We start from the raw sequence: 12,821 nt of genomic DNA, 5'->3' as shown, positions 1-12,821 counted from the left end.
CCGCTTTATAAAGTTGGGGGGATTATATCAAAAAAAACATATAATTTAATTAATCGGCTATTTAAACTAGCATTTATGGCTTTTGCCGCTTAAATTTAGCTTTAATTTAGCTATTTTTAAATATAATCCAAGCTTCAATTCGCACACACCAGTCCTAAAATTTGGTTGCGTTTGTTAAAAACAAATGTTAATGGGTGTGGAGGAGAAACCTAAATTTCGGGGAAACCCACAAGGAGAAAACTCATGGTAACAATGAGAGATTTGCTAGAGTGCGGCGTTCATTTCGGACACCAAACACGCAGATGGAATCCGAAGATGAAAAAATTCATTTTCGGCGAGAGAAAAGGTATCTATATCATAGATCTACAAAAAACTATCCGCTACTTCCGCTACACTTATAACGTCGTTCGCGACGCGGCTGCAGAGGGCAAGACGATACTTTTCGTAGGTACTAAAAAGCAAGCCGGCGCAACTTTAAAAGAGTATGCCGAAAAATGCGGCATGCCGTACGTAAATCACCGCTGGCTAGGCGGCATGATGACGAACTTCGGCACTATCCGCCAATCTATCCGCAAGCTCGAAGTAATCGAGGCTATGGAAGAAGACGGCTCTATAAATTTATTAACTAAAAAAGAAGCTCTAATGCTTCGCCGCAAAAAAGAGAAGCTTTTAGCGTCTCTAGGCGGTATCAGAAACCTAAAAACCGTGCCTGATATGATTTTCGTCATCGACACCGTAAAAGAAAAAATCGCCGTTCAAGAAGCTAACCGCCTAAAAATCCCTGTCGTAGCTCCGATCGACACAAACTGCGATCCTGACGTTATCGACTTCCCGATCCCTGGCAACGACGACGCGATCCGCTCGGTTCAGCTTTTCTGCCAAGAGATGGCTGAGGCTATCATCGAGGGACGCTCTCAGCTTGAAAAAGACGGCGGCGAGCTAGAAGAAGGCAAAGAGACCGTAAGCCAAGCCGAAAAAGACGCAGTCGTAAACGAGGCTGTTAACGAAGACTTCTCCGAGGACTTCAGCGAGGATGAAGAGTAATGGAAATCAGCGCACAAATGGTAAAAGAGCTCCGCGAATCAACCGGAGCCGGAATGATGGACTGCAAAAAGGCGCTAGCCGAGGCTAACGGCGATATGGAAAAAGCCGTTGATATCCTGCGTGAAAAGGGTCTAGGCCAAGCCGCTAAAAAGGCCGACCGCCTAGCTAGCGAGGGTCTTGTGAGCGTTGTTGTTTGCGACCACTGCAAAACTGCAACTATCAGCGAGATAAACTCTGAGACCGACTTCGTCGCTAAAAACGCTCAGTTTCAAAATTTGACAAAAGACACTACGGCGCACATCCAAACAAATTTGATAAAAGACGTCGAGAGCCTAAACGCAAGCGTAATTAACGGCGTTAAATTTGAGGATTATTTTAAAACACAGATCGCTACTATCGGCGAGAATTTGGTCGTTCGCCGCTTTGAGACTATAAAAGCGGACGACAAAGGCGTAGTAAACGGCTACGTTCACTCAAACGGCCGCGTAGGCGTACTAATCGGCCTAGCTTGCCAAAGCGCAGAAATCGCAAACAAAGCGGCTGAATTTGCAAGAAATTTGTGTATGCACGCAGCCGCTATGAAGCCAAGCGTTATAAGCTACAAAGACCTTGATAAAGAGTTTGTCGAGAAGGAATTTATCGCGCTTCGCGCTGAGCTTGAAAAAGATAACGAAGAGCTAAAACGCCTAGGCAAGCCGCTTCATCACATCCCTGAGTATGCTAGCCGCTGCCAGATAGGCGATGCGGAGCTTGCAAAAGCTACAAAAGCGATCGAAGAAGAACTAAAAGCCGAGGGCAAACCTGAGAAAATTTGGGATAAGATCATCCCCGGTAAGATCGAGAGATTTTACGCGGACAATACCGTTTTAGATCAGCGCCTTACGCTACTTGGACAGTTTTATGTAATGGACGATAAAAAAACTATCGAGCAAGTCGTTGAAGAAAAAGGCAAAGAGCTAGGCGGTAAGATCGAAGTAGTAAAATACGTTCGCTTCGAGCTTGGCGAAGGCCTAGAGAAGAAAAACGAGGACTTCGCGGCCGAGGTTGCGGCGCAAATAGGCTAAATTAATGCAAATCTTAAAGGGCGTAAATCTAGGCTTTGCGTATGATTATACGCTCTTTGAGGGTGTAAATTTAAGCGTCAATGCCGGCGGCAGCTGCGCCATAACGGGCGTCAGCGGCTGCGGCAAATCAACCATACTCCACATACTTTCCACTCTTTTGCGACCCAAAAACGGCGAAGTTATCTACGGCGGCAAGTCGCTTTACGACCTAACGGCAAACGAGCTTTTGCGTATCTGCAGATTTGATTTCGGTATCATTTTTCAGGCGCACTATCTTTTTAAAGGCTTTAGCGCACACGAAAATATCGAGTTAGCTTCTGTTTTATCCGCGCAAAAAATCGACGATGAAATTTTGTCGAATTTAAAGATAGACGGCGTAATGAATCAAAAAGTAGGCGAGCTAAGCGGCGGGCAGCAGCAGCGCGTCTCAATCGCTAGAGTGCTTTGTAAAAAGCCGCGCGTGATATTTGCCGACGAACCGACAGGAAATCTAGACAAACAGACCGCAAACGAAGTGATGCAAACGCTATTTAACTATATCAAAGCAAACGATGCGGCGTTGGTTTTGGTCACTCATGACAACGAGCTTGCGCAAAGATGCGACGAAGTTTACCGCCTTGAGGACAAAAAGCTTTCTTTAACTTCGTGTTAATTTGCTTAATTTTTTGATATTTTTGCCAAATAGTCTGTATGCTATTTTACTAAATTTAGCCTTTGGCTATATTGCCAGGCAGAGTAGATAGCTTGATTATTTGGTAAAATTTCGGCCTAAATTTATATGATTAAATCATGGCGGTTGCGGCGCTATATTCGCAGTAACGTCGGCAGAAACAACCCTGGCTTTTGCGCGCCAGCTTTAACCGCTTAAATTTAACGAAAAGGCCGGCTTTGCCTTAGCTTGTTTTGACTGTTTTATCTTTTTATTTTTGCGGTAAAGTCGGCTATCAAATTTAGCCTAGTAGTAGCGTTTGGGTTTTAAAAATAGATCATTTTGCTAGCGCTAAACGCATCTCAAATTTATGCTTTATCCGCGTAGCATCTTTGATGAGTTTAAGTCCTAAATTTAGTAAAAACGCAAAACCGCCCTAACCCCGGAGGCTAAAATAGCGGCGCGTCCAACCGTAAATACGCGTAGATTTTTATAATATAAAATCATAAATTTACGCCGTTTTCGTCGCCGAATTTTGCCTTGCGCGGTTACATAATCGAAAACTCCGTTTAAGGCAAGGCGGCGTTTAAAATAAAACTATAAATCGAGCCGTCTATTTAACAGCAAATACCGCGCATAGACGCATGGCCGCGAGATTTGGCAAAATAGTCGTAAGCTAAAGGGAACGTAAATAAGGCATTAACGACGTACCGCAAAAAATAAAAAAATAAGACTAAATTTAGCGATAAATTTGTGAATTATTTTTGCGATAACCGAGCTAAATTTAACCCCGAATAAAAGTAAATTCTACTAAAATAGCCACAGATTTCGTACGAAAATCGGTTGGTTAGCCGCGCTAGGTTTTAGAAGCGCGAGCTAAATTTATTTAGACGAAAACCAAGCCGAATGCGAAAATTTAAATCAAAAACGAAAGAGTCAGTTGGAACTAGTCGAGTTTTTCGCGCCCGAGCGCGTCATTACTTTTATACTACTGTTTGCGCGTATCGGCGGGCTGATGCTATTTTTCCCGTTTTACGGACACGAGCAGATCCCTATGAGCGTCAAGACCGCGTTTTCGTTTTTGCTCACGCTATTTTTGTTTCCGCTTGCTAGCATTAAAAACGGCGAAATTTACTATCTAGCCGTCGAGATCGTGAGCGAGGCGGCGCTGGGTGTTTGCGCGGGGTTGCTGCTTTACATCGTTTTTGCTAGTTTGCAGCTAGCAGGCGAGCAGATATCGATGATCATGGGCTTTTCGATGGCTACGGTGCTAGATCCGCAGACGGGTATCAGTTCGCCCGTGATCTCAAATATCATAAATTTCCTCGCTCTTATGACATTTTTGGCATTTGACGGGCATCATTTGATCTTGCTTTTTATCTCAAATTCTCTTACGCACATTCCGCTGGGCGGCTTTTACCCGAGTCTTGATATCGTGCAGTACGCCTCAAAGTCCATGATAAATTTATTTACTTTTGGATTCATCATTTCCTTCCCGATTTTGGCGCTTTCGCTGCTTTCTGATTTGATTTTTGGAATGCTGATGAAGACGATGCCGCAGTTTAACCTGCTAGTCGTGGGCTATCCGATCAAGATCACGATCGGCTTTGCCGTGCTGATAGCGATACTGGCGGGTATGATGGAGCTTTTTAGGCAGCTGGTGCTTCGCGTTATCAACGACCTTCCATCGCTATTTTTCTAAAACTAAGCTTGAAGTAATGGAAAATATCTTAAAATATGCTTTTTAGGTTTATAAAAGGAGACTTCGTGAAAATCGTCATCATAAACGAAAATCCGGCCGTATCGCGCCTTGCTACCTTAGCGCTTGATAAAATCGGTCTTGAATACGCTCAGATCGGCAACGCCGGCGAGCTTGACGGCCCTTGCGACGTGCTTATCGTAGATAGCGACTCGGACGCTAAGGATACGAACCTAAAACAATTTGCAAACAAAATTTTATATCTTTCTTCTAAAAATGCCCCGACTTTCGAAGGTGCCGATAGGATACTGCCAAAGCCGTTTTTGCCTACCGAATTTATCGCTATCGTCGAAGATCTGGCTAGCAAGAGCAAAGAGGCCGCTAGCGAGGCTAAGGCCGAGGCTCAAGACGATGAAGTGTCGGTAAAGGGATTTGAGTTTATGGATGATTTAGGCGATGAAATATTTAAAGAAGAGCCTACTCCTATCGATGCCGACGAGTTTGATTTAGAGGGTATTTTGGATGACGATCCGGTTTTATCCGGCTACGAAGCTGCCGGTTTTGAGGAGCCCGGCGAGACGGTTAAACCTACGGAGGATGCGAGCCAAGAGCCTAAGAGTAAGGCGGATGAGCCAAATTTCGACGAATCAGAGGCGGATAACGATAAATTTGAAGATACAAACGAGCAAGAAGCGCTAGGCGAACTCGATGATTTTGAAATAGCCGTAAAAGAAGAGGATTTTAACGGGCTTGATTTGGATGACGAGACTGGAGACGAGATAGCCGAGCAAAACGAGTCTCAAGAGGCTAAATTTGAGGCATTTGGCGACAGCATAGAAGATATAAAGAACCAAATCGACGAGATAGACGCCATGGACGAAGAGGCATTTGAGGCTACTAGCGACGAGCTGGAGGCTAAAGACGTCGAGGATGCGGACGAGAGATTTGTAGAACTAGACGCCAAGCCTAACGATACCGGTTTTGAAAACTCTAAGGAATCAAGCGTAGAGCTTGCGTCAGAGGACGATAAAGAGTCGCAAATATCCATAAGCGACGAATCTGCGCAAGAGCATCCAAAAGACGCCGCTACGGATGATGAGATAAAATTTGACGAGACCAAAGAGCAAGAGATAAAAGACGAGATTTTAGACGATGCGGACTTTTTAGTCGATGATACGGACGGCGAAGCGCTTGACGAAAAAAACGAAGAGCCTAAAAATGATGAAAATTTAACGCAAGAAGTCCTGGATGACGAGGTTGCTGGCGAGGGCTTTACGGCGGATGAGCAAACAGAAGCGCTAACGCCCGGCGATCAAGCCGATCAAAATGAAGAAAAAGAGGCTCAAAGCGAGCCTGCCGGTACCGGCGAATTTGACGCGGGCAAATACAGCCAAATCGAGCAAATTAGCGAAAAAGATATGGCTTTAGCGTTAAACGAGAGCGGATTTGACGTAAGCGAAGCGGTAGACTCGGAGCCTAAGCCGCAAGATAAAAGCGCAAAAATAGACGAAATAAAGGCTCAAATTTCAGATGCGGTAACTAAAAATTTGGAAGCTTCCTTACAAAACGGCGAGCTACGAGAAGCCCTAAAAAACCTCAATATTAAAATCAGCATTAGCTTTGAGGAAAAGTAGTTGAAAGGGCAAATTTTAATCGTCTCAGGCCCGAGCGGCAGCGGTAAGAGTACGCTTTTAAGCCGTCTTTTAAAAGAGGAGAAGGATTTATATTTTTCTATCTCGACTACGACTAGAGCGCCTAGACAGGGCGAAGCGCACGGCGTTAATTACTATTTTACGGATGAAAAAGAGTTTAAAAAGGGCATCGACGAGGGCGAGTTTTTAGAATGGGCATGCGTGCATAATAACTACTACGGCACTTCGCTAAAGCCGGTTTTAAGGGCGTTAGATGCCGGTAAAATAGCTATTTTTGATATAGATGTGCAAGGATTTAATATCGCAAAATCAAAGCTCGGCGGGCTAATCACTTCTGTTTTTATCACTACGGCAAACAAAAGCGAGCTAAATTTTAGGCTCTCAAACCGCGGTACAGACTCCGCTCAAACTATCCAAAAACGCCTAGAAAACGCTGTCGGCGAGATGGAGCATATTTTGGAGTACGATTACTTTTTGGTAAACGACGACTTGCAAAGCTGCTACGAAAATTTACGCTCGATTTTACGTTCGATGCGCTTAAGGACGTTAAGCTTAAACGTCGAAGAGATTATTAAAAACTGGAATAATTGATAAATTTATGATAATATCACGAAAATCAAAGGAGAAAAAATGGGTCCAAGCGTCCAACAATTGCTTATTATTTTACTTATCGTGGTCTTGCTTTTTGGAGCGAAAAAGATCCCCGAGCTCGCAAAAGGCCTAGGTAAGGGAATAAAGAGCTTCAAATCGGAAATGGAAGACGATAAAAAAACCGAGAACGTAGAAAAAGTAGAAGAGAAAAAAGAAGAAACCGCAACCGCCGTAAAGACTGAAGATACGGCTAAAAACGCGTAAGGAAAGGCGTTGAAAAAAAGCGTAATAAACGAGATAAAAGGCGCCGCAAGCTTTGACTTTGTGCTGGAAAAGCCAAAAGATAAGGGCTTGGCGCACTACGCGATGCCAACTTTTAGCCTAGCAAAACAGCTCAAAAAATCCCCCGTAGCCATAGCCGCCGAGCTAGCGTCTAAATTTGAAAATAGCGAAGTTTTTGAGGCTACGGCGCTAAACGGATATATAAATTTTAAACTAAAACCCGCATTTTTGGATAAATTTGCTTCAGATAGCCTTGCAAATCCAAGCGAATTCGCAAAAGGCGGCGCAACGAGCGGCGAGAAAATTTTGCTCGAGTACGTCAGCGCAAACCCGACCGGTCCGCTTCACATCGGGCACGTTAGGGGCGCGGTTTTCGGCGATACGCTAGCTCGCGTCGGCCTTCATATCGGCGAAAATATCGAAACCGAATACTACATCAATGACGCAGGCAATCAAATCGAGCTTCTAGGCACGTCCATTTCGCTTTGGGCGCGCGAAAATTTATTTGGGCAGAGTGTGGCGTATCCGGACAAATTTTACCGCGGCGACTATATCGAGCCCATAGCAAAAGAAGCGCTTGAAAAATTCGGCAAAGAGATATTTTACGACGAGGGCCGAAATCTCGAGCTAGCCGAGTTTGGCAAGGATAAGGTGCTTGTTTTGATCAAGCAAAATTTAGCCGACGCGCAAATTTTCATCGAGAACTGGGCTAGCGAAAAGAGCTATTATGACAAGCTTCCGCTCACGCTAGAACGCCTAAAAAACGAGGGCGGTATCTATGAGAGCGAGGGTAAAATTTGGCTAAAATCAAGCGAAGTCGGCGACGAAAAAGACCGCGTCATCGTACGCGAAGACGGTCGCGGCACGTATCTAGCCGGCGACGTGGTATATCACGACGATAAATTTAGGCGCGGATTTGATCGCTGCATCAACATCTGGGGCGCTGATCACCACGGCTATATCGCGCGCATGAAGGCCGCGCTGCATCTGCTTGGATACGACGAAAATCGATTAGAGATCATACTTTCGCAGATGGTGAGCCTGCTAAAAGACGGCGAAGCCTACAAGATGAGCAAGCGCGCGGGCAACGTCGTGCTGATGAGCGACGTGGTCGAGGAGATCGGCTATGAGGCGCTTAGATTTATGTTTCTTAGCAAGCGCTGCGACACGCACCTAGAGTTTGACGTGGACGAGTTAAAGCGCGAGGATAGCTCAAACCCGGTATTTTACATCAACTACGCGCATGCAAGGATCAATCAAATTTTCGCAAAAGCGGGCAAAAACGTCGCCGACGTCGCGGGCGTTAAATTTGCAAATTTGAACGAAGACGGCAAAAATTTACTATTTGAGGCGCTTGCGCTAAACGATGTTTTAGTCGATAGTTTTAACACGCGCGCGGTAAATAAAATTTGCGACTACCTAAAGAGCCTGGCTGCGAATTTTCATAAATTTTACAACGAAAATCGCGTCGTAGGCAGCGAGAACGAAGACGAGCTTTTAAAGCTTTTCGCCGTCGTCGCGCTCTCGATAAAAACGGCTCTGGGGCTAATGGGCATCGCCGCAAAAGACAAGATGTAGAGTCGGTTTTAGTAAATTTAGAAGCGCTAAGCGGCGCTTCTGGTTAAACGCAAACCATTAAAATCCATGAATCTTTCCAAAATTTCCGCCGCATTTTTCTTTATATTTTTGATAGCGATAGAGTATCTCGCCCTCACGCCCGCGCAGATAAAACTCATCGAAAACAGCTGGGATAAGGCAAATCATTTCATCGCTTTCGCCGCGCTTTACGTCACTTTGCATTTTGGCTTTTCTAGGTTAAATTTGAGCGCAAAGACCGCTATTTTGCTAGCTTACGGCATCCAGATAGAAGTAGCGCAGTCGTTTGTGCCAAATCGTTATTTCAGCCTGCTAGATATCGTTGCGGACGGCATCGGTATAGTTTTTGGGATCTTGCTAGCAAGAATCTTAGAGCGGATTTTTGACGTATTTAAGGCGAGATTTTAAATTTAAGACCTCCCAAATTTGACTAGCACGGGATTTTTTATCGCGCCATTTTACCGAGTTTAAATTTAGCGTCAAATTTAAACCAGCCCGCACAGTAAAGCGATAAATTTATAAATAGTCGCTAAAATGCGTCGTAAAATTTAGCGGCAAGCGGCAAGAAACAGCGCAGCCGCGGCTAAATTTAAACGCAAAATCCAAAATGAAAGAGTAAAAATGAAATGGCAAGACAGCAGACGAAGCGACAACGTCGAGGATAGGCGACAAAACAGCGTAAACAGCATGGGCTCGCTGGGCGCGCTCATACCGATTATCAGATTTTTACTGGGCTCAAACATCGGCCGCGTGGTTTTGGTTATCGGCGCAGTGGCGTATTTTATGGGCTTTAATCCCCTTGCGCTGCTTGATGGCGGCGGTACCGGCGGTCAAAGAGCGGCGCTAGATAGCCCGCAGGAGAAAGAAAAAGTCGCCTTCGTTTCAGCCGTGCTGGCGCAGACCGAGGACGTGTGGAGCAAGGTGTTTAAGGCGGGCGGCGCGCAGTATAAGGAGCCTAGTTTGGTGCTTTTTAGGGACGCAGTCTCTAGCGCGTGCGGTACGGCGAGCTCGCAGACGGGGCCCTTTTACTGCCCAGCGGACAAAAAAGTCTATCTCGACCTTAGCTTTTTTGACGAGCTAGAGGCCAAATACAAGGCCGCCGGCGACTTCGCGCAGGCCTACGTGATCGCCCACGAGGTCGGGCATCACGTGCAAAATTTACTAGGCACGCTCGGTAAAATAAACGAGCTAAAATCGCGCACCAAAAGCCCTATAGAGCAAAACGCCTTGCAAGTCAAAGTCGAGCTGCAGGCCGACTGCTATGCGGGCGTCTGGGCGCACTACATGGGGCGCTACAAGATGCTAGAAGACGGCGACATCGAGGAGGCGCTAAACGCCGCTAGCGCGATAGGCGACGACGCGCTACAGAAGAAATACCAAGGTCGCGTGACGCCCGACTCGTTCACGCACGGCTCGTCAAAGCAGCGTATGACGTGGTTTAAAAAGGGATTTGAAGGCGGGCAGCCAAGCTCATGCGCGTTTGAGATCTAAATTTGACTTTTTAGCTCTTTGGCCGCGTTTGGCGAGCGCGAGATTTTTACTCGGGCGCATTTGGATAAATTTAAATGCGGCTTTTCGGACGTAGTTTGGCGCAACTCAAATTTAAATTTCCGTGATTTTAAATAAATTTGGGCGCGGCACGGGTTGCGCGGCGGGGCTTGCTACGGGAGTAAATTTGTTTGCCGAGCGCACTAGCGAGACCTGCGCAGTAAATTTGACGGACGGCGTAGACCTAAGCGGCACGAGAAACCTCGGCGAGAAGATTGCCGCCGTGATGCCATATATCACGCCAAATAATAGAATTTTGATGCCGATTACCCGGCTTAGCGCAGATAAATTTGACTGCTCAAAAGATCAAAACGCGCTCGAGGCGGCACTTGAGCTAGGCTACCGCCTGATCGATACGGACGGAGGCGAGGAGGGCGCGGCTACTGCATTTGGGGCTAGCGGCCCAGAGCGCTGGTAGCCGAGGCTTTAGCAAAAACTAGGTTAATCCTGATTTGCTCCCTAAATTTAGCGAGTTTCAAGGCTTAGCGGACGAGCTTTGACAGGGGGCGCGTTTTAGCGGTATAAATTTAAACTTTTAAACTCGCTAAATTTTGCCATCTTGATTTACCGCCTCACCGCGCAAATTCGTGAGGCCTTTTTGCCGAGCTTTTTAAATTTGCCGCTTTTAAATCGGCTTTGTCAAAAGAGCGCTTTTGGGTAAAATTTATCCTCCCCAAAAAAGCGTTTGAAGGTAGCAAATTTAGCCTTAAATTTAAAACGACCTGATAAAATCTCCAAGCAGCGCGCGGGTAGCCGCGGCAAACAAAATCCAAAGGAAATCAATGCGAAATCAAGAACGCGAAGCCCTCAAAAAGGAGTGGCAAAAAGAATGGAACGAAAAGGGCGAGAAATACGCCAAGGCCGTAAACGATATAGTGGCCTTTGCCGAGGCGCACGGCTGGGACGCGTATAAAGGCGAGGAGCCCGTAGATGAGCGCGCGCATCTGGGCAAGGCGGTTTTTGCGCTACTAAAAGAAGCCAACGAGCGGGGCGAAACGGAGAAGTTTAGAGCCGATTTTCCGCCCTCAAACGTCATCTTTGAGGAGTGCGAGGATGAAGCGGACGGTGCAGATGAGAAGGATAAAATAGGAGACAAGCTGGGGGTCGTCGATCAAATTTGTTCTTTGCGGGGCGAGAATGCCCTTTTTGTCGTCTCGCAGAGCGAGCCTGAAGGCTGGCACAAAATGCTGTATCTGCTTGAAGGCGAGCGCGTGATTGGGGTGGCGGACGACGTCATCGCCGTGGGCAAGTCAAAGCGAAACGAAATTTACGCCCTGCTTAGGAGAGGCGAGGTTGAACTCATAAAAGGCTACGACGGCAAGGGCGGCGGCGAGTTTATCGCGAAATTTAACTGCGAAGCGACGATAAGCTACGAGGACGTCGAGATTTTGCCGTTTAACGACGGTAGTAAGGTGCTTTTGGTTTCTTGCGACGGGATATTTTTGGTTTGGGACGGCGGCGCAAAACTCATCCATCCCGTCCGCAAGGAGTATGCTTATATCGCTATGGCAAACGCCGCTTTATCAAACGACAACGAACTAATCGCGCTGGGCGATCAAGACAAAGGGCATTTTGTAATAAACGCGCAAGGCGAAACGCTAGGCGAGATATATCCGCAAAGCTCCTATCCGCACTTTTGCCTCTTTAGCGCGGACGATACGCAGCTCATCATAAACTCCTGCCACTTCTACAACGGAGTTACGATCGGCGTGGATAGGGCTTTGCTAAAGTGCGGACTAGAGGTTGAAGCGTATTCGTACGACGAAGAGGGCGAGCAAAATTTCACGCTGATCGACGACGAGATGCGCGTATACGCGGGCGTGGCGACGCAGGATTTTTACATCCTGGGCGATGCATACGGCTACATCAGAGCAGTCGGCAAGGACGGGCGTAAAATTTGGCGCCACTATCTGGGCGGTACGATAAAGTCTATGGCTCTAAGCGAGGACGGAGGCGTGCTATTTGTGGGTACATACGGTGGCAGGCTACATAAACTACGCCTCGGCGCTGGTCAAGGCAGCCACACGATCGGTAACGGAAACCACAAAGAGGAGTTTAGGCTGATCGCTTATGAAGATAAAATTTATCGGTGGTAAATTTCGCGACACGTGATATGGCGGCTCAAATTTTATCGTTTTTAAAATGCTGGTCTTGACAAGTAAAATGCGGAGCTAAGATTTAACAAATTTATCAAAAAACGAAGTATTTTTTGCCGCGAGACCGCTAAAATTAGGCTCAAATTTACGCGTCGGTAAAAAGCGCGCGAACAAAAAACTACGCAAACGTCAAAAATACAGGCGGCAAAATGAAACATAAAGGCGCAAAACGAGCCTCTAAAACAAAGACTTAGCGCCAAAAAGCAGCGCGGCGACAAAATTTATGAACCTCGTCGCCGCAAATTTATCGGTCGTTACTCGCCGACCGTATCGGCGTCAAACGTGCCCTCAAGTATGCTTTTGATAAAAGAAACGGTCGCAAAGCGCGCGGCCGGCAAATTTATGAGCGTGTGCGGGGCATTAGGCAGGAGTAAAACTATCGCGTTTTTCTTGTCGCCGTAGGCTGCGGCGCAGTTTCCTGCGGCGTTTTCGTTGCCTAGATAGCTATTCTTTTGAGAAAAATATTTATCCTGATCGCTTATTAAATTTAAAACCGGCGTATCGCTAAGCGCCGTTTTATGCTCTTTTACGAAGTAGTTC

The 12,821-nt window shown here is 46.4% G+C and carries 12 protein-coding genes and 1 pseudogene; 12 read left to right on the top strand and 1 reads right to left on the bottom strand.

Annotated elements, in window-relative coordinates; translation table 11 throughout:
- Positions 1-243 precede the first annotated feature (243 nt).
- The 12 genes from rpsB (at position 244) to RYL88_RS07545 (ending at position 12,221) form a co-directional block, all read left to right on the top strand.
- The gene (rpsB, locus tag RYL88_RS07600) at positions 244-1,044 is read left to right on the top strand and encodes a 30S ribosomal protein S2 (protein WP_314990292.1); all 801 of its coding nucleotides are present in this window, start codon (positions 244-246) and stop codon (positions 1,042-1,044) included.
- Entirely contained in the window at positions 1,044-2,108 is a 1,065-nt protein-coding gene (gene tsf, locus RYL88_RS07595; RefSeq protein WP_314472045.1) for a translation elongation factor Ts, read from the top strand. Before rpsB ends, tsf begins: the two co-directional genes overlap by 1 nt.
- A 4-nt stretch (positions 2,109-2,112) precedes the next feature.
- Positions 2,113-2,760, top strand: a complete 648-nt coding sequence (locus RYL88_RS07590) for an ABC transporter ATP-binding protein (RefSeq protein WP_314990290.1) — start codon at positions 2,113-2,115, stop codon at positions 2,758-2,760.
- A gap of 937 nt (positions 2,761-3,697) precedes the next feature.
- Positions 3,698-4,459: a flagellar biosynthetic protein FliR gene (fliR, locus tag RYL88_RS07585; RefSeq protein ID WP_314990288.1), complete on the top strand. Its 762-nt coding sequence runs from the start codon at positions 3,698-3,700 to the stop codon at positions 4,457-4,459.
- Positions 4,460-4,524: 65 nt separating this feature from the next.
- A complete protein-coding gene (locus RYL88_RS07580; RefSeq protein ID WP_314990286.1) occupies positions 4,525-6,090 on the top strand; it encodes a saccharopine dehydrogenase in 1,566 nt (521 codons plus the stop codon).
- A complete protein-coding gene (gene gmk, locus RYL88_RS07575) occupies positions 6,091-6,699 on the top strand; it encodes a guanylate kinase (protein ID WP_314392267.1) in 609 nt (202 codons plus the stop codon). It begins immediately after the preceding gene.
- Between the two features lie 39 nt (positions 6,700-6,738).
- Positions 6,739-6,963, top strand: coding sequence for a twin-arginine translocase TatA/TatE family subunit (locus RYL88_RS07570; protein WP_314990283.1), 225 nt, complete (start codon positions 6,739-6,741; stop codon positions 6,961-6,963).
- A 9-nt stretch (positions 6,964-6,972) separates the two neighbouring features.
- Positions 6,973-8,559, top strand: a complete 1,587-nt coding sequence (argS, locus tag RYL88_RS07565; protein WP_314990281.1) for an arginine--tRNA ligase — start codon at positions 6,973-6,975, stop codon at positions 8,557-8,559.
- Between the two features lie 66 nt (positions 8,560-8,625).
- The gene (locus tag RYL88_RS07560; protein ID WP_314990279.1) at positions 8,626-8,985 is read left to right on the top strand and encodes a VanZ family protein; all 360 of its coding nucleotides are present in this window, start codon (positions 8,626-8,628) and stop codon (positions 8,983-8,985) included.
- A gap of 213 nt (positions 8,986-9,198) precedes the next feature.
- Positions 9,199-10,068, top strand: a complete 870-nt coding sequence (locus tag RYL88_RS07555) for a neutral zinc metallopeptidase (protein ID WP_314990277.1) — start codon at positions 9,199-9,201, stop codon at positions 10,066-10,068.
- A 121-nt stretch (positions 10,069-10,189) separates the two neighbouring features.
- Positions 10,190-10,543 (top strand): hypothetical protein, encoded by a 354-nt coding sequence (locus RYL88_RS07550; RefSeq protein ID WP_314990276.1) that lies wholly within the window; start codon positions 10,190-10,192, stop codon positions 10,541-10,543.
- Positions 10,544-10,907: 364 nt separating this feature from the next.
- Positions 10,908-12,221, top strand: a complete 1,314-nt coding sequence (locus RYL88_RS07545; RefSeq protein ID WP_314990275.1) for a PQQ-binding-like beta-propeller repeat protein — start codon at positions 10,908-10,910, stop codon at positions 12,219-12,221.
- 314 nt (positions 12,222-12,535) lie between these two features.
- Here the strand turns inward: RYL88_RS07545 and RYL88_RS07540 are convergent.
- Positions 12,536-12,821: pseudogene (locus RYL88_RS07540) on the bottom strand (alpha/beta hydrolase); the annotation flags it as partial.

It is taken from the genome of uncultured Campylobacter sp., assembly GCF_963517995.1.
Classification (GTDB): Bacteria; Campylobacterota; Campylobacteria; order Campylobacterales; family Campylobacteraceae; genus Campylobacter_A.
This window is presented reverse-complemented; position numbering and strand designations above follow the sequence as displayed.